The 23529-nt window shown below is 38.4% G+C and carries 22 protein-coding genes and 2 other annotated features (1 of these 24 running past the window's edge); of the genes, 4 read left to right on the forward strand and 18 right to left on the reverse strand.

Annotation, left to right across the window (positions count from 1 at the left end):
- Positions 1-234 precede the first annotated feature (234 nt).
- Both pnp and rpsO read right to left on the reverse strand, forming a co-directional pair.
- The gene (gene pnp, locus ATZ35_RS04005; protein WP_208929600.1) at positions 235-2349 is read right to left on the reverse strand and encodes a polyribonucleotide nucleotidyltransferase; all 2115 of its coding nucleotides are present in this window, start codon (positions 2347-2349) and stop codon (positions 235-237) included.
- Between the two features lie 213 nt (positions 2350-2562).
- Positions 2563-2832: a 30S ribosomal protein S15 gene (gene rpsO, locus ATZ35_RS04010; RefSeq protein ID WP_010770485.1), complete on the reverse strand. Its 270-nt coding sequence runs from the start codon at positions 2830-2832 to the stop codon at positions 2563-2565.
- A gap of 283 nt (positions 2833-3115) precedes the next feature.
- On the opposite strand from rpsO, the gene def reads away from it, so the two are divergent.
- Entirely contained in the window at positions 3116-3679 is a 564-nt protein-coding gene (gene def / locus ATZ35_RS04015) for a peptide deformylase (RefSeq protein ID WP_208929601.1), read from the forward strand.
- A 59-nt stretch (positions 3680-3738) separates the two neighbouring features.
- Here def and ATZ35_RS04020 read toward each other — a convergent pair whose 3' ends face one another.
- The 3 genes from ATZ35_RS04020 to ATZ35_RS04030 form a co-directional block, all read right to left on the reverse strand.
- Positions 3739-4515 (reverse strand): Cof-type HAD-IIB family hydrolase, encoded by a 777-nt coding sequence (locus tag ATZ35_RS04020; protein ID WP_208929602.1) that lies wholly within the window; start codon positions 4513-4515, stop codon positions 3739-3741.
- A 22-nt stretch (positions 4516-4537) separates the two neighbouring features.
- Positions 4538-5185: a DNA alkylation repair protein gene (locus ATZ35_RS04025; protein ID WP_208929603.1), complete on the reverse strand. Its 648-nt coding sequence runs from the start codon at positions 5183-5185 to the stop codon at positions 4538-4540.
- 101 nt (positions 5186-5286) lie between these two features.
- A complete protein-coding gene (locus ATZ35_RS04030; protein WP_208929604.1) occupies positions 5287-6084 on the reverse strand; it encodes a formate/nitrite transporter family protein in 798 nt (265 codons plus the stop codon).
- Positions 6085-6387: 303 nt separating this feature from the next.
- Between ATZ35_RS04030 and ATZ35_RS04035 the strand changes: the two genes are divergently transcribed.
- Entirely contained in the window at positions 6388-7728 is a 1341-nt protein-coding gene (locus tag ATZ35_RS04035) for a TPM domain-containing protein (protein ID WP_208929605.1), read from the forward strand.
- 284 nt (positions 7729-8012) lie between these two features.
- Positions 8013-8624 (forward strand): 30S ribosomal protein S4, encoded by a 612-nt coding sequence (gene rpsD / locus ATZ35_RS04040; protein ID WP_025870165.1) that lies wholly within the window; start codon positions 8013-8015, stop codon positions 8622-8624.
- Between the two features lie 162 nt (positions 8625-8786).
- Here the strand turns inward: rpsD and ATZ35_RS04045 are convergent, their stop codons facing one another.
- Positions 8787-9461, reverse strand: coding sequence for an ABC transporter ATP-binding protein (locus ATZ35_RS04045; RefSeq protein ID WP_208929606.1), 675 nt, complete (start codon positions 9459-9461; stop codon positions 8787-8789).
- 17 nt (positions 9462-9478) lie between these two features.
- Positions 9479-10564, reverse strand: a complete 1086-nt coding sequence (locus ATZ35_RS04050) for an ABC transporter permease (protein ID WP_208929607.1) — start codon at positions 10562-10564, stop codon at positions 9479-9481.
- 183 nt (positions 10565-10747) lie between these two features.
- Between ATZ35_RS04050 and lepB the strand changes: the two genes are divergently transcribed.
- Positions 10748-11293, forward strand: a complete 546-nt coding sequence (gene lepB, locus ATZ35_RS04055; protein ID WP_208929608.1) for a signal peptidase I — start codon at positions 10748-10750, stop codon at positions 11291-11293.
- 43 nt (positions 11294-11336) lie between these two features.
- On the opposite strand, the gene ATZ35_RS04060 is transcribed toward lepB, so the two are convergent.
- The 11 genes from ATZ35_RS04060 to ATZ35_RS04110 all read right to left on the reverse strand — a co-directional run bounded on the left by ATZ35_RS04060 (position 11337) and on the right by ATZ35_RS04110 (position 22843).
- Positions 11337-11951, reverse strand: coding sequence for a DUF1054 domain-containing protein (locus tag ATZ35_RS04060; RefSeq protein ID WP_208929609.1), 615 nt, complete (start codon positions 11949-11951; stop codon positions 11337-11339).
- A 32-nt stretch (positions 11952-11983) separates the two neighbouring features.
- A complete protein-coding gene (locus ATZ35_RS04065; protein WP_208929610.1) occupies positions 11984-12553 on the reverse strand; it encodes a GNAT family N-acetyltransferase in 570 nt (189 codons plus the stop codon).
- Positions 12554-12621: 68 nt separating this feature from the next.
- Positions 12622-13389: a tryptophan synthase subunit alpha gene (trpA, locus tag ATZ35_RS04070; RefSeq protein WP_208929611.1), complete on the reverse strand. Its 768-nt coding sequence runs from the start codon at positions 13387-13389 to the stop codon at positions 12622-12624.
- Positions 13386-14579, reverse strand: a complete 1194-nt coding sequence (gene trpB, locus ATZ35_RS04075; protein ID WP_244148211.1) for a tryptophan synthase subunit beta — start codon at positions 14577-14579, stop codon at positions 13386-13388. Before trpB ends, trpA begins: the two co-directional genes overlap by 4 nt.
- Positions 14580-14832: 253 nt before the next feature.
- Entirely contained in the window at positions 14833-15423 is a 591-nt protein-coding gene (locus tag ATZ35_RS04080; protein WP_208929612.1) for a phosphoribosylanthranilate isomerase, read from the reverse strand.
- On the reverse strand, positions 15420-16178 hold the full coding sequence (gene trpC / locus ATZ35_RS04085; RefSeq protein WP_208929613.1) for an indole-3-glycerol phosphate synthase TrpC: 759 nt from the start codon (positions 16176-16178) through the stop codon (positions 15420-15422). Before trpC ends, ATZ35_RS04080 begins: the two co-directional genes overlap by 4 nt.
- A complete protein-coding gene (gene trpD, locus ATZ35_RS04090; protein ID WP_208929614.1) occupies positions 16179-17192 on the reverse strand; it encodes an anthranilate phosphoribosyltransferase in 1014 nt (337 codons plus the stop codon). It abuts the gene before it with no gap.
- Position 17193: 1 nt separating this feature from the next.
- Positions 17194-17769 (reverse strand): anthranilate synthase component II, encoded by a 576-nt coding sequence (locus tag ATZ35_RS04095; protein ID WP_208929615.1) that lies wholly within the window; start codon positions 17767-17769, stop codon positions 17194-17196.
- Positions 17766-19130 (reverse strand): anthranilate synthase component I, encoded by a 1365-nt coding sequence (gene trpE, locus ATZ35_RS04100; protein WP_208929616.1) that lies wholly within the window; start codon positions 19128-19130, stop codon positions 17766-17768. Before trpE ends, ATZ35_RS04095 begins: the two co-directional genes overlap by 4 nt.
- A 528-nt stretch (positions 19131-19658) precedes the next feature.
- Positions 19659-19886, reverse strand: a binding site (T-box leader).
- A 70-nt stretch (positions 19887-19956) separates the two neighbouring features.
- Entirely contained in the window at positions 19957-21192 is a 1236-nt protein-coding gene (gene pepT, locus ATZ35_RS04105; RefSeq protein WP_208929617.1) for a peptidase T, read from the reverse strand.
- A gap of 4 nt (positions 21193-21196) precedes the next feature.
- Entirely contained in the window at positions 21197-22843 is a 1647-nt protein-coding gene (locus ATZ35_RS04110; protein WP_208929618.1) for a peptide ABC transporter substrate-binding protein, read from the reverse strand.
- Positions 22844-23314: 471 nt separating this feature from the next.
- Positions 23315-23529: a binding site (T-box leader), on the reverse strand; it runs 21 nt beyond the window's last position.

Below are 23529 nucleotides of genomic sequence, written 5' to 3' on the forward strand. Positions count from 1 at the left end.
AGCTACGTTGCTTCCTTTGTTTTCTAAGCGCTAAAGCACTAAGATTTGAAGGCTTCGGAAACAATAAGCCAGCATTCACAAAAATTTGGAGAACAATTTCCGTGAATGCTGGCTTATTGCTGTAAAACACAGCGAGGTACGAGCTGATGTTACACAGTACCTACTTGGTTCTCGGGCCTAGACGCTTCTGTCCTAACCTCTTAAAACATGTAAACTAAAGCAAAAATCGATTGCTTATTTTTCTTTATTTTCTTCTGTCAACAACGCTTTACGTGAAACATTCACACGGCCTTGTTTATCGATTTCCATAACTTTTACAAGTACTTCATCGCCAAGTTTCACAACATCTTCGACATTGTTGACACGTTCATTGGCTAATTGAGAAATGTGAACTAGGCCATCTTTCCCTTTGATCAAGTTAACAAATGCACCGAATTTTTCGATACGAACGACTTTACCTAAGTAAACTTGTCCAACTTCAACTTCTTTTGTCAACTCTTCAATGATCTTGATCGCTTTTTTGATCATATCTGCATCAGCAGAAGCAATACTTACATTACCTTCTTGATCGATATCAATCTTAACGCCTGTTTCATCGATAATGCCATTGATTGTTTCTCCGCCTTTACCGATTACATCTTTGATTTTGGCTGGAGCGATTTGGATCATTTCGATCTTAGGTGCATATTTACTTAACTCTGGACGAGGTTCAGCTAATGTTGATGTCAATTCAGCAAGAATTTCCATACGAGCTTTTTTCGCTTGAGTCAATGCTTCTGTTAGGATTTGTTCCGTAATACCTTGGATTTTGATATCCATTTGAAGGGCTGTGATACCATCTTTTGTACCAGCAACTTTAAAGTCCATGTCGCCTAAGTGATCTTCTAAACCTTGAATATCTGTTAAAATCGTATAGTTTTCGCCATCGCTGACAAGTCCCATCGCAATTCCGGCAACTGGTGCTTTGATTGGCACACCAGCATCCATCAATGCTAAGATACCCGCACAGATACTTGCTTGTGAAGAAGAACCATTTGATTCTAAAACTTCTGATACTACACGGATCATGTAAGGGAAATCCGCTTCACTTGGAATAACTTGTGCCATTGCACGTTCACCTAAGGCACCATGACCGATTTCACGACGACCTGGGGAGCCTGCACGACCTGTTGAACCAACAGAGAATTGCGGGAAGTTATAATGATGAATGAAACGTTTGCTATCTTCAACGCCTAGTCCATCAATGATTTGATGTTCACCAAGTGGTGCTAATGTCACAACTGACAATGCTTGTGTTTGTCCACGAGTGAATAAACCGGAACCATGAACACGTGGTAAAATGCCAACTTCTGAAGCCAATGGACGGATTTCGTCTAATTTACGGCCATCAGGACGGATTTTATCGATCGTGATCAATTCACGAACAACATCTTTTTCTAGGTCCTCTGCAATTTGTTTCACTTCTTTGGCTACTTGCGCTTCCTCTTCATGACCAGCAAATTTTTCAGCATACGCTTCTTTTAGTTGATCTTTGATTGCATCGATATTGACTTCCCGAGCTAATTTTTCTTCTGTCATAACAGCTTCTTTCATTGGAGCATAATAAGCTGCGAAGATTTCTTTTTTCAAGTCAGCATCGACTTGTAATAATTTGATTTCCATTTTTTCTTTACCGACAGCGGCAACGATTTCTTCTTGGAAAGCAACTAGTTCTTTAATAGCGTCAAAGCCGAAAAGTAACGCACCAAGCATATCTTCTTCTGATACTTCTTTAGCACCACTTTCAACCATATTGATTGCTTTTTTCGTTCCAGCAACTGTTAATTCGATATCTGTTTTTTCAGACTGTTCAACAGTTGGGTTTAATACGTATTCTCCGTCTACACGACCAACATCAACACCTGCGATTGGTCCGTCAAATGGGATATCTGAAATCGCTAAAGCTAAAGATGAACCAAACATTGCAGCCATTTCTGGTGTGCAATCTTGTTCCACGCTCATTACTGTATTGGTGATTTGAACTTCATTACGGAACCCTTCTGCAAACATTGGACGGATCGGACGGTCGATCAAACGAGCTGTTAGTGTTGCACGTTCACTCGGACGACCTTCACGTTTAATAAATCCACCAGGAATTTTCCCTACTGAGTACATTTTTTCTTCATAGTTAACAGTCAATGGAAAGAAATCAAAATCTCTCGCATCTTTTGAAGCAACTGCAGCAGTTAATACTACAGTATCCCCATAGCGAACCAATACTGCACCATTCGCTTGTTTGGCTAATTGACCGATCTCAACTTGTAAGGGACGTCCGCCCCAAGTTGTTTTAAACACTTGTTTTTCTGTCATGTCTTTGTTCTCCTTTGTTCTTCGGAAAAGTCAGACTACTACTAAACAAATGAAAAGATTCAAAAAAGTTGAGTCCTTTTATTTGGTTAGTAGATTCGCTTCAAACTTTCCAAAGAAACTTATTTTTTAGTAATTTAAGGCTACTTTACCTTTGTCGTTTTTGAATAAGCTAAAAAGCGAGGTTCGTTAAGAATCTCGCTTTTCCTTTTTTGATTAACGACGTAATCCTAAACGTTCGATCAATACGCGGTAACGTTGGATGTCAGTCTTACGTAAGTAAGCTAACAAGTTACGACGGTGACCAATTTTTTTCATTAGTCCACGGTAAGAATGATGATCTTTTTTGTGAACGCGAGCGTGTTCATTCAAGTGATTGATATCAGCAGTTAATACAGCGATCTGTACTTCTGGTGAACCAGTATCTCCTTCATGACGAGCGTATTCGCTAATGATTTCGTTTTTCTTTTCTTTTGACATTGCCATGTTTTTCACCTCTTCTTTAATAGTCATCTTCCTACTGAGTAATGCGTTGGTGATTCGCACAACCAAGTAAAAGACGGTATGTTTCCATACAGGTACACTTTACAGGAAAATTGTTAAAAATGCAAGACCAAGCTAACTCTTAGCAGTGTTTTTTTGAACAATTTATCCCCATTCTTAATGGTTTTATGATAAACTGTATAGGCGAATAAATACATTAACGAAAAGATCCTAGTTTCCAGTCGAGACTGGGCTAGACTTTTAACTATAAAGGAGGAATTATCCCATGATCACCATGGAGGATATTATCCGTGAAGGAAACCCCACACTAAGAGAAGTGGCACATGAAGTTACCGTACCGCTTTCTGATGAAGATATCAAATTAGGACAAGACATGATGGAATTCTTGAAAAATAGTCAAGATCCTGTCAAAGCAGAAGAATTAGGCTTACGAGGCGGTGTTGGTTTGGCCGCACCTCAGCTTGATATCTCAAAACGAATCATTGCCGTTCATGTCCCGAATGGCGATCTGGAAAACCCTGAACCGACATTGAGTGCCGTGATGTACAACCCTAAAATTTTAAGCCATTCAGTTCAAGATGCTTGTTTAGGCGAAGGCGAAGGGTGTTTATCTGTTGACCGTGAAGTTCCGGGCTATGTGGTACGTCATAACAAAATCACGCTTTCTTATATAGATACAGATGGCGTCAAACAAAAAATTCGTTTAAAAAATTATGAAGCTATCGTAGTTCAACATGAAATCGATCACTTGAACGGGGTCATGTTCTATGATCACATTAATCCAGAAAATCCCTACGCATTGAAAGATGGCGTTTTGGTGATCGAATAAAGTAAAAGTGAAACAGGACAAACGCAACATGTTTGTCCTGTTTCACTTTTTTATTCTATTTAAATTGCTTTTAATTCTTTTAACGCTTTCCAAATACCGTCATTATCGTTGGTGTCTGTCACGATTTTTGCTTCTTTTTGGATATGCGGTAACGCATTACCCATCGCTACACCAATACCTGCTTCACGTAACATTTCACGATCATTTTCACCATCGCCAAATGTAATGATATCTTCACGAGCAATCCCCACACGATCTGCTAAGTTCAACAAGGTTGATGCTTTTGAACCATTCTTAGGCACAATATCGACACTTTCAGAATGCCAGCGGATAAAACGGAATTTTGAAAATTCACGATCAAACATCCCATCTGCCGAATCATCATAAAACGCTAATGCTTGATAGACATCATTTTCCTTTTGGAAGTTCACATCATATTCCGGTGCTTCAAAATCGATTGATCCCATCGCTTCAGCCATTTGGAGACGGCGATGATGATTGTTTTTCTTCACGTCATCCAGCCCGACATAGGCCAAGCCGATTTCTCTTTTTTCTACCTCTGAAGCAAAACGATGCAATTCATCTTGATCTAATAAATTTTGAAAATATTGTTCATGATCTAAAAATGCTGCGGCACCGTTACAAAGAACATAATTAGAAAAATCTAGATCTAAGATAATATCTTGCGCCATAAATCGGCTGCGTCCCGTAGCAATCGTTACAAGGTGCCCTTGTTGGCGTAACATCTTTAATGCTTCTCGGGTGCTCTCTAGTGGTTGTCTGTCTGTTCCCAGTAATGTTCCATCAATATCAAATGCAAAAAGTTTTCTTCTCATGGCGTAATAACTCGCTCGCTTTCTATGGTTTTGGCAAATACTTACTGCCTTCTCTAACGGCTAATGGGCTTAAATCAGTTTCCTCCATCAATGTTTGGACCCAATTTGGCTCCGTTTTACTATATTGACGCAAAGACCAGCCGATTGCTTTTTGAATAAAGAACTCATCTGTAGTTTTATCATAAATGATGGCTTTTTTCAATAACACAGTGTTTGTTTTTTCTTTATATAACAGTTGCAAATTGATGGCAATCCGTCTGTGCCAAAAATCCTCTTCACCAAAAAAGGCATCAAATAACTGCGGCATTTCTTCAAAATGTTGAGCGCCCCACAGTCCAAAAAACTTACGCCAAGCATCAACACTGTCCCACCAAGCTTTTTCGATCACAAATGGTTTGAAGTGTATCATGTCTTCAAAAGAGAAGCGCTTGACATTGACCGTTGCCAAATCGATTGCCAAATACTGGTACTCCCGTTCAGATTTCTGGTAATAGAAACATATTAAGTCAAACAATTCTGTGACTGGCATTTTTTTACTAACTTTCAATAGCTCTTTCTCTAACACCGCACGTTCTGGTGCTGCAACACCTGCAAAAGGAAATAAATTTTTCATGTAAGCGGCCATTTGCTGTGCTTTTTCTTTATTTTTGGGAAACACAATTTCATTCATCCTTTTGCTCCTTTTACTTCTTTCCTCTATCTTACTTCAAATCAGCCCAGACAGCAAAAAAAGCTGAAATGGAAATAGGTCCATCTCAGCTTTTCATTTCATTAGTCTAAATAATTTGTATCAGCATTGTTCAACCAAGCATAACCTAAGCCCATTACTAAGCCACCACCGATAAAGTTACCGATCAAAGCAAAGAATAGATTGTGTGCTACGCTGCTAGCTGTCATTGCCGCCAATGTTCCGTGAGAAGCGAAATACGCTAAACTAAAAGCTGGGAAGTTGGCGATAACGTGCTCGTACCCTAAGAAAGCAAAGATGAAAATGATAAAAACGATAGCCGCAACTTTACCTGCATCATCTTTCATACGCATACTCACTAGCACTGCTGTATTTACCACAATATTAGCAAAAATTGCTTCAACTAAAATTTGTGTTGTTGTTTTATCTAATTTACCTGCAATCGACGTGAAGAAAAAGCTGTCAGCCGGTAAGTCCTGGAAAGGAACGGTCAAAGAAATCAAGTAACCAAAAAGAACCCCACCAACTAAATTAAAGAAAATACAGGTAAATAAAATTTTTGCAGCAAAAGAGAAGTTGATTTTTTTACGGTAAACTCCAACTGTCATATATAACATGTTCGATGTCCCCAGTTCCGCATTCATATAAAGAATCATAACAAGTGACCAGCTGAACATGAAGGCATAAAGGATCTTGCCTAAGCCGTGGACCATTCCTTCACCTTTGATTGCAATCGCAAAAGCAACCGCTGTTCCTAATGTTAAAAACATGCAAGCAAGGATAGCGCGAAAAGCGTAACGCATAAAACTGCTTTGGAATAAGTTCATTTTTTTACTAATTGATTTGTCGATCTGCTCAAACAATGGCGATACAGGTTTCATTGTGTTTCTCCTTTTCAATTTGTTTTCATCTAATATTTTCAAAAACGTCCTTTATCATTTTAAAGACCAGCGGGTGTTTTGTCTAGTTCTTTTTCATACAAAGTAATACTTTTTTTCATAGCATAACAAATTGAAGGGGAAAATTCCAAATAAATCTATATTAGTCTAAAAACAAAAAAATCCATCTGAAGTAGGATGACATTATTTAAGCTAATGGTAAAATAGTAGTATCAACACTTACTTTCTCCATAAAAATGAAAAAGAAGATTTGGTATTAGCTTGAAGTTAGGGGGGACGAACATCATGTATAGATCCATTCAAAACAATCAGCCACAACAGTTAAATCAAAAAGTTATTTCTCACTATCGTTCTTTAAAACGAAGAAACGACATTTTTATGGTCATTTTATTGTGGATCATTCTATCTTGCGGTTTCTTTTTCACCTTATTTTTTATAACAGAAAATCATTATCCTGCCAAAATAGATTCCTATGACCGACAATTGCTCAAACTTGAACAAGAACGTACAGACATTCTAGCTGGTAACATAGATACAGCAACAAAATCGTTTGATACTGTTTTGCAAGAAAACCTAGATAATTTAAAAGAGTATCCTCAACAGGAAAATAATTATTCTGTTGTTATTGACGGAACCGACAGTAATCTAGTAATCAACAAAAATAATATATTTGTTTCAGATAACGCAAACATGTTAGATGCTGCCGTAAAGAAAAAAATCTATGATCTGAACAAACAACTAGCTGCCAGTACCAACGGTGCTCAGTTAGAAGTCGTAACCGTCAGTAAATTGCCCCGTGGTGAAGATATTGAATCTTATGCCAATAAAATTTTCAATCAGCTAGGGATCGGTAGCAAAAATGAAAATAACGGTGTCTTATATTTAGTTGCTTTAGATGAAAGAGAATTCCGCTTAGAGGTGGGTTATGGATTGGAAGGGTTGATTCCTGATGGCCTAGCAGACACTATTATCAATGACGATACGGTTGTCGATCAGTTTAAAGAAGAAAATTACACTGTTGCTGTAACCCAAGTCGTGGATAACGTTTTCGCTTTAATGAACACAAAAACAGCCTTGGTCGATTCTAAAATCAATCAAGTTGAACAGCAAAGAAGCTCAGCTAAGTTTGCTCATTGGGGGTTATTCATCTTGTTGTTAAGCATCATAGTCGTTGGCCTAGTCTTGATCACCAGACTCGTACGTGCAAGAATGTCTTTAAAACTAAGCTATGATGCATATCAAGAACAAGTGTCCAGCAGTACCAATGAAATTCATCAATCTGATTCTCAATTACTTCTTGAAAAAATAAAACAAACAGACCTTTACTATATCATGCTCAGCGGAGCTTTTCTGATTTCTTCAAGAAGAGGTATACGGCGTGCACGAGCTAGAGGTAGACTATTAAAAAATCCAACTGCTCAACCAAAAGCTTTTGGCCGTATTTTAATTGGCGATACTCTTTATTCAGGTAATGGAGACATTTTAACGACTGCCTATCTGACATCTAATTACAATGCTACTAATTGGTCAGACAATGATTCTTCTGGCAGCGGCAATGGTGGCTCTTCATGGGGCTCTTTCGGTGGGGGTTCATCTGGTGGTGGTGGCGCTTCTGGAGGCTGGTAGTTTATCTGTGATAACTCAAGAAAAAACTTGAGTTATCACTTTTTTTACGTTATACTAATCTTTGTGTAAAATAATGCAGCAGAAAAATAATAGGCTCGTCAACAATTCATTGCCTTGATTGATGTCTAGCTTCTAAGGTTTAATCATCTTATCGGCTATTCTTTTCAGGTTCAACTGCGTAACCACGGCTGCAAAGGGCGAAGGTTGAAGAATGAATTGAACGAATATGAATTTTTCAGAAGATTATTTTACTCCAAAAAATTATTTTATTGGAGGAATTTTTAATGTCACGTTATACAGGACCATCATGGAAAATCTCTCGTCGTCTAGGTATCTCTCTATCAGGAACTGGTAAAGAACTAGCACGTCGCCCATACAAACCAGGACAACACGGACCAAACAGCCGTGGTAAAGTTTCTGAATACGGTATGCAATTAACTGAAAAACAAAAATTACGTCATATGTACGGTATGAACGAACGTCAATTCGTTAACTTGTTTATTAAAGCAAGCAAGATCAAAGAAGGTAAACACGGTGTTAACTTCATGATCTTACTAGAACAACGTTTAGATAACGTCGTTTACCGTTTAGGCCTTGCTACTACTCGTCGTCAAGCACGTCAATTAGTAAACCACGGTCACGTTACTGTAGATGGCAAACGCGTAGATATCCCTTCATACCACGTTGAAGTTGGTCAAGTGATTTCTGTTCGTGAAAAATCTCAAAACGTAGTAACAATCAAAGAAGCTGTTGAAGCAACTGTTGGACGTCCAGCATTCGTAAGCTTTGACACTGAAAAATTAGAAGGTAGCTTCACTCGTTTACCAGAACGTGATGAATTATACCCTGATATCGACGAAGCTCTTGTCGTTGAATACTACAACCAAAAACTTTAAGATTCTCTTGCTATTATTGCATTATGGATCTTTCTCGAAAAAACCTTGTACAGTTTTTCTGTACAAGGTTTTTTTATATAAAAAATGAGAGCGAGACAAAAGTAAAAATACTTTTGCCTCACCCTTTAAAACCAAATAAACATGTTATCTCATTTGCTTTTTCTAAGTTTTTTGTTTTTGCAACACGCCATCTTTCATCACATATACTTCATCGCAATGCTCAATCAAACGTTGATCGTGAGTGACCATGATCGTTGCTTTATTTTTTTCCTTTGTTTCTCTCGCTAATATTTTTACAACTTCAAAAGCCCGATCTGAATCTAAGCTTGCTGTAGGTTCGTCCGCTAAGATAATAGACGGATCATTATACAAGGCCCGAGCAATTGCTACTCGTTGACGTTCACCACCAGAAATTTCATCAGGATATTTTTTCTTCAACTTCTCAATTCCCAGCTCTGTTAATAACTTATTGACTTTCTCCATATCGGTCTTTTCTTTTTTCACTTTATCCACCAACCGCAGTTGCTTTTCCACAGTTAGAAATGGAACCAAATTTGATGCTTGTAAAATAAAACCAATTTCAGAGAAGCGTATTTTAGAGCGTATTTTCTCATTTTCTTTACTGAATGCTTCACTATTTATCTTAACCTCGCCATTCGTTGGCGTTTGCAAGCCACCAGCTAATGTTAAAAACGTACTTTTCCCCGAACCACTTGGGCCAATCACAGCCACAAATTTGCCTTTTTCCACAGAAAAATCTGTGGATTTCAATGCTTCGATTGTCGTATCTCCATCTAAAAACTGTTTATCCACAGATAAAAATTCGATTGCTTTCATGTTAAACGAACTCCCTTCTAACCTATTGCCTTCAGTGGATCAATTTTTATGATCGTCCGGACAGAAAATAATGCACCTAATACAGCAATCACCAACATGATTCCGCCAATTGACAAGAAGAATAACCAATTTGTTTGAAACGGAACTGCTGTCGGCAATACAAATGAGGTTCCAAGCGTACCTAGTAACCCAAAAGTTATCCCCAACACGGCTAAAACAAAGGTTTGGACAATCACAGAGACAGCGATATAAAATCCAGAAATCCCTTGTGCTTTCATGATCCCAAAAATTGTTGCTTTTTGCATGGTCAATACATAAATGAAAATTCCAATCACGATTGCTGCAATGACGATCAAAAATCCGATCATGAAACCAAACGTCAGTACTTGGGCACTATACCCAGGCAATTTATTAATAAATGTGCCAATACTATAACGAGTTAGGCCATCATCTTTTACATGAACATTTTTTACTGCCCCATCTTTTGCTCGAAACACAATTGCGTTTACTCTGCCATTTTCTGAAGTATCTGTTTTTTCAAAGCGAATTTGTTGAAAAGCGGCTGTTGAGACATACAAAACAGGAGCAACATTAAATTTGGCATTGTTTGTAAATCCCACTACTTTTAGCTTTTTATCGTTTCCTGCCAGTTTTATCGTATCGCCCAACTGAACATTATTTTCTTTTTTCAGACTCTCATCCACGACCGTTTCATTTTCATTCTTAAACGCTTCTCCTTCGACAATAGTTGGCATTAAAAACTCGTCTCTATTGATACCAAAAAAACTAGCATTGATTTTTTCAGCGTTCTTTTTATCTAATTGAATTACGGCTGCTGTTTGACCAAGTACAGCTTTTTCTTTTGCCTCGACCTGATCCATTGATTTGATCGGAATCATCGACATGTTAATATTCGTATTTGATTCATCCGACAACACAATACCATCTGCCTGCCACTTATCCACAGCCGTGCGATTATCTTCCGCCAAACCATATGCTAGACCTGTTAAAAAAAAGACTAAATACGAAATCAAAAACATCACACTAATGATCAATGCATAGCGTAATTTTGAACGGGTTATTTCATTCCAAGCTAAAAACATTCTTCTTCCTCCTCCTTATCGTTTGATAAGTTCTGAAAAAAGTATAGCAAAATTTAGAGTTTACAACAAAATATTTGCTTTTACCTCCTCTAAAAAAAGCCACAAATTTGTCTACCTTTCTTCTTATTTCTGCCTATTATTCTGATATACTAAAAGAAACAATAAGTAAAAAGGAGTTTATCTATGAAAAAGAAACACAGCACACTTTATACAGTAATCCAATTTTCAATGATTTTGCTATTTGCGCTTTTCCTTAGGAAGTTTGTTTTAACACCTGTGGAAGTTATCGGCATTTCAATGGAGCCAACTTATCATGAATCTGATCGCCTGTGGCAAACCTCTTTGGTCAGTCCAAAACGTTTTGATGTAGCAACTTTTCCGAGCCCACGAGATGGAAAACGAATCGTGAAACGTGTTGTCGGCTTGCCTGGTGATACAATCCGGATGGAAAATGATCAATTATATATCAATGATAAAAAATATGATGAGCCTTATTTAGATGAATTTAAAGAAACTTTAACAGACGGACAACCCTTAACGGCTGATTTCACTTTGGCGAGTACAGCTGCTGGGCCCGCAACGGTTGTTCCAGAAGGAAAGTATTTTGTATTAGGGGATAATCGTCGCAAAGCCGATGATAGCCGTTACTTTGGTTTTGTGGATAAAGAGGATATTGTCGGTGTGGTTTATTTTCGGTATTATCCATTGAATAAGATCGGTGTACAATAAAAAATAAGTAGCCACTTCTATGTTGAAGTGACTACTTGTTTTTTTATTGTTGTTTACTTGCTAGTTCATATAAAGACAATAACTCTTCATACGTTTTCAACATATAGGCACGAGCTTTTTCAGGATCATTCAGCAAATTATCTGTCTTCCTAATAATTCGACCAATTTGGAATTCTCCTTTTTTTACATCGCGAAAACGAGTCAAATACTTTTCCAAATCCGCTTCATTCAAACGTTCGATCTCAGGTTGTGTGTGATCGATCGACAGATAAAAATCATCATCCAATTGTTTAAATAGTTCTTGATTATCCAAAAAAGCTTGAGCAATTGCTTTTTCATTTTTAGGATTATCAATTAGTGATAACCACATAAAAAGATAATCCGGCCAAATACCTAGTTGGAAATGTGCTTCCATTTTATAACCACGTTTTTTCTGACTCAAAGCTGACCAAGTATTTTCTGGCGGATAAACCGTTCTCCGACGGTGTTGAGCAATGTGAACAAAAAATTCTGTTTCGAGTTTCTCGCCTAATTTTTCAGCAAAATACTCATCTAATTCTTGAAATTTTGGTTGGATCGTTGAACGAATCCCAGCCATTCTTGGGTCTAACCCTGCTATTGTAAAAACATCAAAATCTTTTTCAGTAAACATCAGCATGTCTTCATTTCTCCTCTGAGCTGTTCTGTTATTTAGTTGTGTAGTTGCTGCCATTCCTCTAACGTAATTCCACGCATGACATCTGTAACGACTTTCCCTTTCCACATGCGAGCATTCGGGATATTCCCTTCTATTTTCATCCCAATTTTTTCCATTACACGCCCAGATTTAGGATTATCAATATCATATGTTGCAAAAATTCGCATCAACTTTAGTTCTTCAAAGCCTAAACGGAGCAGTTCATTTGCTGCCTCTGGTACATAGCCATTACCCCAAAAATCTTTATTCAGCGCATAACCGATTTCTGCTATATGATGTTGACTCTCGATACGTAAATCGATCGTTCCAATGAGTTTTCCCGTTGTATTTAATTCAATTCCGTATTTTCCGAAAGGTGCACACATAAAATAATTAGCAATGCTTTCTTTGGTCTCTTTTATCGTTTGATGCCTTGGAAAAACATATCTACAGGTTTCTTCGTCAGATGCATATTCATACATATCATGAACATCACTTAGCGTTACGGGCCGCAACGTTAAGCGTTCTGTTTTTAGAGATTGATTTTCTGCAAAAATCAAATTTCGATTGATGACAATTTCCATAACTTCACCTGCTTTTCATACTACTTTACAGAAATTCAGGCTCAGTGGCAAGGGGAAAAATGAAAAAACTAGTTTCTTACTGCTGCTTCAATAAAGGCTTTGACTTCGCTGTGTTTCCCTTCACTCAGCAGTTGTACGATTTTGCTTCCTACGATCACTCCTGCACAACTTTTTCTAAAACGATCAACATGTTCCCTAGAAGAAACACCAAACCCGGCTAAAACTGGTTTATTACTGACTTGTTGAATATAAGCTAAATGTTCGTCTACTGTTTCTTCATAATTTCGACCAATGCCTGTTACACCATTGACTGCTACTGCATAAATAAAGCCGTCGCCCGCTTCGACTAACTCTGGAATCCGTTCTTTTGGCGTCGTTAACGCCACTAATGGAATCAACGAAATATCACTGTCTTTTAAAAACGGTGCTAATCGTTCTTGATGCTCATAAGGTAAATCTGGAATAATCAATCCTAAGACATTCGTCTCAGCTAAATCTTGTACAAATGCTTCTAGACCATAACTAAAAATCGGATTGAAATACGTCATGATGACTAATGGCGTTGGGGTTTTGACTTGTTTTAGCTGTTTAATTATTTTTCGTAGCGTCACTTTATTTTCCAATGCTCGCAGTCCTGCTGCTTGGATCACAGGACCATCTGCTACTGGATCAGAAAATGGAATCCCTAATTCAATCGCACTTGCACCGGCCTCTGTTAATAAATGAATTTCATCTGCTAATTGTTCTAGACCTTGTGCTCCAGCCATAATATATGGAACGAAAATCGTTTCGTTGGCCTCTTGTTTTTCCTTCAATTGCTTTGTTAATGGTTTCATTGGTTCCCCTCCTCTTCCAATAATGCTTTGATTTGTTGGACATCTTTATCACCACGACCTGAAAGACAAACAACGATTTGCTTATCTGGGCCAAGTTCTTTTGCGATTTTTATTGCATGACTAACGGCATGTGCACTTTCTAACGCGGGGATGATCCCTTCTGTTTGGCATAAAATCTTAAAAGCAGTTAGTGCTTCTTGATCCGTTACCGATTCATAACTTGCTCGCTTTGTCTCGTTTAAATGACAGTGTTCTGGGCCAAGGCCAGGGTAATCTAATCCAGCCGAAATCGAGAACGCTTCTAAAATTTGTCCGTCATCATCTTGAAGCAACTTCATCATAGCACCGTGAAGAACACCCGTTTTGCCTTTGTTGATCGATGCTGCATGTGCCTCTGTATCCAAACCTAATCCAGCTGCCTCAACACCGATTAGCGCTACATCATCATTGATAAATGGATAGAAAATTCCCATTGCATTACTCCCACCACCAACACATGCAACCACTGCATCTGGCAATTTATTTTCTACTTCTAAAAATTGCCGTCTAGCTTCAATTCCGATGATGCTTTGATAATCTCGAACAATTTCAGGAAATGGATGCGGTCCTAGGACAGAGCCCATCACATAATGAGTATCTTCAACATTGGCAACCCAAAATCGTAACGCTTCATTAACTGCATCTTTTAATGTCTTGCTTCCAGAAGTAACACTTTCAACTTTCGTACCTAATAATTCCATCCGAAAAACATTCAAGGACTGGCGAGCAACATCAACAGCTCCCATAAAAACCGTACACTCCATTCCAAACAAAGCAGCAACAGTCGCTGTTGCTACACCATGTTGGCCTGCACCTGTTTCTGCGACAATTTTTTTCTTGCCCATCTTTTTCGCCAACAAAATTTGCCCAATCGTATTATTGATTTTATGCGCACCCGTATGGTTTAAATCTTCTCTTTTCAGATAAATTTTGGCCCCACCCGCATAATCTGTTAAACGCTCGGCAAAATACAAAGGATTTTCTCGCCCTACATATTGTTTCAAGTAATAATTCAGCTCTGTTTGAAATGCCTCATCTTTCTTAGACGCTTCATAAACTTCTTCTAATTCTTTCACTGCATACATTAATGTTTCAGGGACAAATTGCCCCCCGAATTCTCCGTAAAACCCTTGATTTGGTTGATTATACATGATTTTCCTCCTTGCAATTAAAGTGTAGCGGGCTCGTTTAGCCTTGACAGAAAAATATGTTTGTGACATTTTTTGTCACAGGCAGATTTTATCTTTTTTCCGAAAGGCTAGCCCGCAAAGCTAGATAACATTAAAGCTGAATGGACCGTTTAGCATCGACAGAGAAATAGGAAAACATGAAAGTGGTGTTCTTTACCGCATTCAGGTTTTATCTTTTTTCCGAGATGCTGTTTCATGAACCTAGCCCGCAAAGCTAACGTGCTTTTTTTAGAAAAGCAATTATTTTATTCAGATCTTTTTCTCCATTTGTCTCAACGCCACTTGATACATCGACTGCATACGGGTCAAATAGTTGTTTTGCTTGTTGGACATTTTCTGATGTTAGGCCGCCAGCAATGATGATTTTCTTGTTTTTAATCGAATTCGTATCTAACCTAGACCAATCAAATACTTGACCATTTCCCCCAACAAATCGCTGTGGTGGTGCATCGAATAACACATATTCTGTTGAGGTCTCTTGGATAAGCTTTTCTTGGGTTGAACCCTCAACAGGGATGGCGCGAATCAGTGGAACTGAAAAGGTTTCTGCTTTTAATAACCCATGAATTTGCACCATATCTAAGCGAGCTTGTCGAACGATCCATTCAACTTCTGATCGGCTCGGAGAAACAAATACGCCCACTTTTTTGACTCGTTTAGGGACAGCTTTCGTGATCTCTTTGACTTTTTCTGGGCTAATCTGACGTTTGCTTTCCGCAAAAACAAAACCAAGATACTCTGCCCCATGTGCAACTGCTGTATTTACATGTTCTTCCGTTTTCAATCCGCAAATTTTAACTTTCATCGTAAGACCTGCAATTCTTTGACTTTTGCTTTAGGATCATTTTCCCGCATCAACCCTTCACCAACTAAAACCACTTGATAATTTTCTTTTACAAGAGCAACTTGTTGACCCGTTGAAAAACCTGATTCACTGATATAAACAGCATCTCTTGTTTGTTTTTTCCCTAGTTGTTGGCTGACTTCGATCGACACATCAAAGGTCTTCAGATTCCGATTATTCACACCGATTAGTTGAGCCGATAATCCTTCTGCTATTGCAAGTTCTTGTTCATCATGGACTTCTACTAAAACCTCTAACTCCAAGGCGACTGCTTTGGTGTATAACTCTGCTAGTTTCTGTTTAGATAAAGCCGAAACAATCAATAACACCATCGTCGCTCCAGCATTTCTTGCACGAATCAACTGTTTGTCATCGATGATAAAATCTTTACATAAAACTGAAATCGCTACCTGTGAAGCAACTGTTCGTAAATCTTCAATTGAGCCTTTGAAGAAGACTTCATCCGTTAATACAGAAATAGCTGTAACACCGGCTTGTTCATATGCTTGCGCTTGTTCGATTACGTTGACAGCTAGATTAATAGCACCTTTAGATGGCGAAGCTCGTTTAACTTCTCCGATGATATGCATTTTCTCCGGATGCGCTTTGACTTGCTGATAAAATGAATCTGTTTTCCTTAAGGGTTGAACCTTCTCTAAAGGCATTGCCTGTACTTCTTGTTTCTTTTCATGAATAATTGTTTCTAAAAAATCCATTTAAGCTACCTCCTTTTGTACTTTGATCAACTGCTGCAGTTTATCAAAAGCCTCACCGCTTGCAACACACTCTTTCGCCAACAGAATTCCTGCTTGAACGCTGGACACTTTACCATTGCTGAAAAATCCTAATCCAGCATTTAATAAAACAGTATCCAAATATGGGCTCGCCTGATTTTTTAAAATTGATAACAGGATTTCTGTATTTTGTTCAGCCTTCCCACCCTGAATCGCCTCTATTGGGAGACGCGCAAACCCAAACTCTTCTGGTTCGATCGTATGCATGGTGATCCGTTGCTCTTCTAATAAAGCAAAATGGGTTGTTCCAGCCAACGTTGCTTCATCTAAGTTACCTGAACCATTAACAACTACCGCTCGCTTACGTCCTAATTCACCTAGCGTCTTCGCTGTTTCTTCCAATAGATCCCGCCGATAAGTGCCCATTAGCTGTGAGTCCAATCTTACTGGATTCGTTAACGGACCAATCAAGTTTAAAATTGTTGGTGTCCCCAGCTCTTTGCGGACATTCATCACATATTTCATGTTCGGGTGCATGTGAGGTGCAAAAAGAAAAGCTAGACCAACTTCATTCAATACCGTACTTAGTTTATCCGGCGACAGTGTAATATCAACCCCTAAACATTCAAAAAGATCAGCACTGCCTGATTTACTGGAAATACTGCGATTACCATGTTTGGCAACCGTTACACCACCGGCTGCTAAAACAAAGGCAGCTGTTGTGCTAATATTGAAACTGCCTGATCGATCCCCACCAGTTCCACAATTATCCATAACATTCTCTTTTTGACAATCGATTATGACTGCTTTACGTTGGATCGTTTCTGCAATTCCGGCCATTTCTTCCGCCGTTTCTCCTTTGCATTTTAATGCTGTTAGAAAAGCTGCAATTTGACTATCTGTTAGTTGTCCTTCAAAGATTTTTTCCGCTACTTGTTGTGTTTCCAAACGTGTCAAATGTTGATTACTAAAAACTTTTTCAAAGAGTTCTTTCATCTCATTGTTCCTCCATTACTTGGATAAAATTTTTGATAATTGCTGCACCGCTTGAAGTGCCGATCGATTCTGGATGAAATTGAAGGCCGAACACTGGATATTTTTGATGTTCAATTGCCATAATCTCTTGATCATCCGTTGCTATTGCAGTAACTAGAAATTCTGATGGCAACGTTTGACGATCAATCACAAGTGAGTGATACCGCATCACTGAATCTTCTTGAGCTATCCCTTTAAAAAGCTGACTGTCTTTATTCGTTTTAATAAGTGACTGCTTACCGTGACGAATTTTCTTAGCCAGTATAACTTTGGCTCCGAATACTTCCCCAATTGTTTGATGGCCTAAGCAAATACCTAGTATTGGCTTCTTTTGGTAAAACTGCTGGATCAGTTCTTTTACATGCCCAGTCTCTTCTGGCGTTCCAGGTCCAGGAGAAATAATGATTGCCTTAGCCTGATCTGCCAGCTGAAAAATAGTATCTGAATCATTTCGAGTAATCACAACTTCTTGGTCTGCACCAATCAATTGAGCTAGATTATGTGTAAATGAATCATAATTATCAATGAGTAAAATCATTCTCCCACCTCCAACAGTGCTTTTGCTTTATGCAATGTTTCTTCATACTCTTTTGCAGGATCAGAATCGTAAACAATGCCTGCACCGGCTTGAACATACGCTTTATTTTTATGAACAACCATCGTTCGGATGGCAATAGCAAAATCAGCCTGATCATTTTTCGACAGATAGCCCACGGCTCCAGCATAAATGTTTCGTTTAACTGGTTCGATCTCATAAATCCGTTGCATCGCTCTAATTTTCGGTGCCCCACTAACTGTCCCTGCCGGTAAAGTTGCTTTCAAGGCATCCATTGCGGTCAAGTCCTGTTTCAGCTTTCCAGTTACTACAGAGACTAAGTGCATAACGAACCGATACTTTTCAACGATCATATAAACTGGCACTTCAACAGAACCGATTTCACTTACTTTCCCTATATCATTGCGGCCAAGATCAATCAACATCAAATGCTCTGCTCGTTCTTTTTCATCAGTAATCAACTCTCGTTCCAACACCAAGTCTTGTTCAGCTGTCTGTCCTCGTTTTCGTGTTCCAGCAATTGGGTTTGTCGTGACAAGTTGATTTTTCACGCTCACTAGACTTTCCGGAGAAGAACCGATCACATAAGTTTCACCAAAGTCTAGAAAATATAAGTAGGTGGAGGGATTGGTCACCCGTAACCTACGATAATAATCAAATGGAGCTTCTTCAAAATCAGCAGTTAAACGTTGTGATGGTACCATTTGGAACATATCACCTTGTTTGATATATTCTTTTATTTTGGTAACGACTGCTTCAAATTGTGGCTTACTAAAATTACTTTTGTAATGCAGTTTCTTCAAATGGATAACTTTTTGTTCTTCTTGGTTTGGTGTTTGAAGTTCTTTTATTTTTTGTATGATCGCTTCAGCTAGCTCTTCTTCTCCACGTTTCGAGTAAGTATTCGCTTCGACTAAAACTATTTTTTCACTAACATGATCAAATATTAAGTACGAATCAAATAAGTAAAAATGAATATCTGGAACGTTCAATTCGTCAAATGGCTGTTGCCCTAAATCTTCGTAGCAAGCAATCACATCATAGCCAACATAACCGATCGCCCCACCTTGAAAAGGTAACTCTGCTGAGACTTCTTCTTGTTTCAAGACGTATTTTTCGATTTCCTTTAATGGATCTTTTACCGTTCTTGTTTGACCATCGATCGTGAACTGATGACCGAAACAAGTGATTTCAGAAACGGCATCCCACGCAATAATCGAATAGCGTCCTTTGCTTTTATCTCTGGGAATACTTTCCAAAAGACATTTGTTCGTTCCTTTGATTCTTAAAAAGGCTGATATCGCAGTTAGATAGTCTGCTTGGATTTCTTTGATTCGTTGCATGAGATTCCCTCTTTTCTATTTTTTATTTCAGATTTTGATAGAATATGTGATTCTCTAGTAATAAAACATCTCTCATTTCGCTCGCCAAGTACCGTTCATTATCTACTCTGGCGAAGCCAATCGTAGTCCTTCAATTTCTAAGAGCTTCAGCTCTTAGAAATTGATGAGATCGAAATTCAGTGTAGTGATTCACAGCAAAAAGCCCTCACAAAACAGACCACTAGCTGTTTTGTGAGGGCGAATAATAGTATCCACGGTACCACCTCAATGAAAAGGGTATTTCTTTTTTAGTAACCTTTAGTAACTTTATACTATATCAGCGATGATAACGTGAATGTTATAAAGTTATTTTCGTTTACTAGGGAGTTGTTGTTCACTACTAATCTTTTATTGGATCAGAGCGTTTGGTGATTCCTAGTAAGGTTACTTCTTTCCCTTGGCACGCCTTGTATTGTTCGTCATCTGTTCTGGCGGATCCAGCCACAGCAGTTTACAACAAAAGCCCCCAAACCACACAAAAATCTGTGGTTTGAGGGCGAACTATTCACGGTGCCACCTCAAGTTTGAAAGAAATTCTTTCCTCTTATCAGTCGTCTATCAACGACCTTACTCTATAACGGGAGTTCCCGAAAATGCCTACTATAGTTCAACATTTTGCTCGAAAGTCCATTCACAACCCATCCCTTACTGATTCGCAGTCCCATCAGCTCTCTGAAAAGTTCCAGTGTTGTTACTCCTCTTTCTCAAAGCTTTGCTATTGAGGATAATCATATTAGAAAATTCTAATCTTGTCAACGATTTTTTATCTATTTTTCATTTTCCACTTTCAGACCTTTGATTTAGCAAGGTTTTCTTTGATAATTTCGACTATCGTTTTTGCGGTTAATTCCATTGACTCAAGCGTAATAAATTCATATTGTCCATGGAAATTTTCGCCACCGGTGAATAAATTAGGTGTTGGGATCCCCATAAATGAAATTTTCGAACCATCCGTTCCACCACGAAAAGGTTGAATATCTGGTTTGATGTTTAAGTTTTCCATTGCTTTGACTGCAAGCTTTACAGGTGTCATATCTTTTTCGATAATTTCTCCCATATTGTAATATTGGTCTAAAAACTCTATAGTTACGCGCTCTTTGTCCAAAGTGCCATTTAATTTAGAGATTATTTCAGCTAGTGTGTTTTTTCTATTTTGAAAAAGTTCTTTATCATGATCACGGATAATATACGTCAATTCGGCGTGATCTAAACTTCCAATAAATTTTGTCAGCAAGTAAAAGCCTTCGTACCCTCGTGTTTTTTCGGGAACTTCTTCTTTAGGCAGTTGGGCATCGATCTTCTCACCCAATTTAATGGCATTGATCATGACACCATAGGCTGTTCCAGGATGTACGCTTGTCCCTTCGATTTTAATCACAGCTTGTGCCGCATTAAACGTTTCATACTCAAAACAACCGACTCTGCCGCTATCTATTGTATACGCAAATTTTGCTGGAAAATTTGCTGCATCAAAACCGTCTGCTCCACGGCCGATTTCTTCATCTGGTCCAAATGCCAGTAAGACTTCACCATGAGGAATCTCAGGATGCGCCAGTAAATATTCCACCGCATCTAAAATTTCAACGATTCCCGCTTTATCATCAGCACCCAATAATGTTGTGCCATCCGTTGTAATCAACGTTTGTCCTGTATACTCTTTTAAATTGGGAAATTCTTCTGTTGCCATGATAATCCCTAATTTTTCATTCAACACCACATCTTGGCCGTCATAGTTTTGGAAAACCTTTGGCTGAATATTGTCAGCATTATAATCTGCTGTATCCAAATGAGCAATAAACCCGATTACCGGTACATCCTCACGTGTTGTTGCAGGTAGCGTTGCTGTTAAAAAGCCATTTTTTTCATTGTAATGAATCTCAGAAAGTCCGATTTCAGCTAATTCCTTTTCAATGATTCTAGCAAACTCTACTTGTCCTCTTGTCGTCGGAACTGTCTGACTGGCTGCATCAGAGCGTGTATTGACTTTAACATAACGGATAAATCGTTCTAATAATCGGCTCATTTTTCTACTCCTCTAAGTAAGCTGTTCTAAGGTTGAAGTAATCACCGTATAAGTGATAACTGATCCCTTTGATTTTCGGATTGATCAAGTAGTTAGAAGCACTTTGGTAAAGTGGCACTTGGGCTGCATCTTGATCTAATAAAATAGCTTCCGCTTCTTTGTAATCATCAAACTGTTTGTCTGGTGTATTAGCATTGACCGTACGGGCATTTGTAATCAGTTTATCGTAATCAGCATTTTTATATGAACCATAGTTATAGGCAGAGTCTCCAGCGTACAAATTGAAATAAGAATCTAAATCACTGCTTCCAGCAATCCAGCCAGACAATGATAGCTCATAGTTTTTATCTTTACGCGTTTGTAGAACATTATTTTTTGGTTGTGCATTGATCGTGATTTCTAACCCTTTTAAGTTTTCTTGTAATTGACTTTGAACGTACTCAGAGATTTTTTTACCATTATCGTCATCAGAAACTAAAAGTGATAGTTTGATTTTATCCCCTAAATCCGCTTTGGCTTTCTCCCACTCAGCTTGCGCTTTTTTCACATCATAAACTGAATGATCCCCACTGAACTTTCTGAAGTCTTCAGATGTTTCAGGATTTTTATATAGCCCACTTGGAATTAAACCGTTCAATGGTTTTGAACCATCGTTTAGTACACTTTTCGTCAATGCATCTTTGTCGATCGCTTGTGCAATTGCTTTGCGTAAATGAAGATTATCTGGCGCCGTATCTGCTTTTTTATTGAAATCTAGGTAGTAATTGGCAACATCCGAATGAGTAACATAGCCCTTATCATCACTGTATTGTTGAACGTACTGACCACTGATCCGAGTTAGATCCAACTCGTTTGATTGGTACAAATTGATACCTGTATTTTCTTCTTTGATCGTATTGACATTCACTTCTTCTAGTTTCACTTTATCTGCATCATAATACTCCGGATTTTTCTTTAATGTCCATGTATCTGATGATGCATCCCAATCCGTTAAGATAAATGGACCACTATAAAGTAAATGATCACTATCTGTTGCATAGTCTTTGCCTTGTTTTTCAACATATGCTTGATTTTGTGGTGCTAACCAACCAATTGATGCGACTGTTAAAAATGATGGTTGTGCTTGTTCTAACGTCACCTCAAACTCTTTTTCACTTGGTGCAGATAGACCAATTTCATCAATTGCTTTTTCACCATTACGGATTGCTTTGCTATTTTTTACATTGTCTAGCAAGTATGCGTTTGGACCAATCGTTGCAGGTGTTACTAATTTTTTCCATGAATAAAGGAAATCCTGTGCAGTAATCGGTTCACCATCGCTCCACTTGATATCGTCTCTTAGGGTAAATTTATAAGATAAACCATCTTCACTAATATCCACTTTTTCAGCTAATCCTGGAATTGGTGTACTATCATCATCGAAGCGATATAATCCTTCAAAAAGATGTTGAACGATTGTAAAGGTGTTTTTATCCATTGTTTGTGTTGTATCTAAGGTTGAGAGCGGAGCAGGTGAGCTAATTTCAATTTTTTGAGTTGTTGCAATTGCCCCATCTTCACTTTTTGTTGTTTCTTTTTTGTCATTGCCCCCACATGCTGTTAGTAATAATCCCGTTACTACAGCGCTTACGACTAATAATTTTGTCTTCATTTTGTTTCCCCCTTCAGTATCTGTATACATTAGCTACTCCTACCTTATTATGTGAATATGAAAATGAGGTGTTTTTGTCCTTGCTACTGCTTGGATTGTACATCATCAAGTCTCCTCGTTCTTTATGATGTACAACAATGAGATTGAAACGCAGTGATTCACTAGTTAGGTTACTTCTCTCCCTCTAGTCGCCAAGTATTGTTCATCATCTACTCTGGCGGAGCCAATCGTAGTCCTTCAATTCTTAGAGCTTTAGCTCTTAGAAAACAAAGGAAGCAACGTAGCTTTCCGATACCTTGTATTGTGCATCATCGAATCACTTCGTTCTTCGTGATTTACAACAATGCGATCGAAGCGCAGCGTAGTGATTCACTAGTTAGGTTACTTCTCTCCCTCTGGTCGCCAAGTATTGTTCATCATCTACTCTGGCGGAGCCAATCGTAGTGATTCACAACAAAAAACTCTCATCCTGTAAAGGACGAGAGTTCTAAACTTTCGCGGTACCACCTTCAATTAGCTTATATAATAAGCCCACTCTATCAGTACAAACATACTGAGGCGCTATAACAGGCGCACCTGAAGTGATCTCAACGTGTTCGATCAATTTGTTCAAAGGCCATTTTCTTTTCCATATTCACTGCCTCTTTCCACCTACCGAGACTCTCTTTAAGTTATCTGGAAAATAC

The organism is Enterococcus rotai (assembly GCF_001465345.1).
Taxonomy (GTDB): Bacteria; Bacillota; Bacilli; order Lactobacillales; family Enterococcaceae; genus Enterococcus_L; species Enterococcus_L rotai.

Coding starts and splice junctions, on each gene's coding strand:
- trpB (WP_244148211.1), bottom strand. CDS start 14,579: ATGTATAATCAACCAAATCAAGGGTTTTACGGAGAATTCGGGGGGCAA.
- ATZ35_RS04080 (WP_208929612.1), bottom strand. CDS start 15,423: ATGAAAGTTAAAATTTGCGGATTGAAAACGGAAGAACATGTAAATACA.
- ATZ35_RS04030 (WP_208929604.1), bottom strand. CDS start 6,084: ATGAAACCTGTATCGCCATTGTTTGAGCAGATCGACAAATCAATTAGT.
- ATZ35_RS04025 (WP_208929603.1), bottom strand. CDS start 5,185: ATGAATGAAATTGTGTTTCCCAAAAATAAAGAAAAAGCACAGCAAATG.
- trpE (WP_208929616.1), bottom strand. CDS start 19,130: ATGCAACGAATCAAAGAAATCCAAGCAGACTATCTAACTGCGATATCA.
- ATZ35_RS04110 (WP_208929618.1), bottom strand. CDS start 22,843: ATGAAGACAAAATTATTAGTCGTAAGCGCTGTAGTAACGGGATTATTA.
- rpsD (WP_025870165.1), top strand. CDS start 8,013: ATGTCACGTTATACAGGACCATCATGGAAAATCTCTCGTCGTCTAGGT.
- ATZ35_RS04060 (WP_208929609.1), bottom strand. CDS start 11,951: ATGCTGATGTTTACTGAAAAAGATTTTGATGTTTTTACAATAGCAGGG.
- trpD (WP_208929614.1), bottom strand. CDS start 17,192: ATGAAAGAACTCTTTGAAAAAGTTTTTAGTAATCAACATTTGACACGT.
- ATZ35_RS04035 (WP_208929605.1), top strand. CDS start 6,388: ATGTATAGATCCATTCAAAACAATCAGCCACAACAGTTAAATCAAAAA.
- ATZ35_RS04050 (WP_208929607.1), bottom strand. CDS start 10,564: ATGTTTTTAGCTTGGAATGAAATAACCCGTTCAAAATTACGCTATGCA.
- trpA (WP_208929611.1), bottom strand. CDS start 13,389: ATGAAACCATTAACAAAGCAATTGAAGGAAAAACAAGAGGCCAACGAA.
- ATZ35_RS04065 (WP_208929610.1), bottom strand. CDS start 12,553: ATGGAAATTGTCATCAATCGAAATTTGATTTTTGCAGAAAATCAATCT.
- def (WP_208929601.1), top strand. CDS start 3,116: ATGATCACCATGGAGGATATTATCCGTGAAGGAAACCCCACACTAAGA.
- trpC (WP_208929613.1), bottom strand. CDS start 16,178: ATGGATTTTTTAGAAACAATTATTCATGAAAAGAAACAAGAAGTACAG.
- rpsO (WP_010770485.1), bottom strand. CDS start 2,832: ATGGCAATGTCAAAAGAAAAGAAAAACGAAATCATTAGCGAATACGCT.
- pepT (WP_208929617.1), bottom strand. CDS start 21,192: ATGAGCCGATTATTAGAACGATTTATCCGTTATGTTAAAGTCAATACA.
- lepB (WP_208929608.1), top strand. CDS start 10,748: ATGAAAAAGAAACACAGCACACTTTATACAGTAATCCAATTTTCAATG.
- ATZ35_RS04045 (WP_208929606.1), bottom strand. CDS start 9,461: ATGAAAGCAATCGAATTTTTATCTGTGGATAAACAGTTTTTAGATGGA.
- pnp (WP_208929600.1), bottom strand. CDS start 2,349: ATGACAGAAAAACAAGTGTTTAAAACAACTTGGGGCGGACGTCCCTTA.
- ATZ35_RS04020 (WP_208929602.1), bottom strand. CDS start 4,515: ATGAGAAGAAAACTTTTTGCATTTGATATTGATGGAACATTACTGGGA.
- ATZ35_RS04095 (WP_208929615.1), bottom strand. CDS start 17,769: ATGATTTTACTCATTGATAATTATGATTCATTTACACATAATCTAGCT.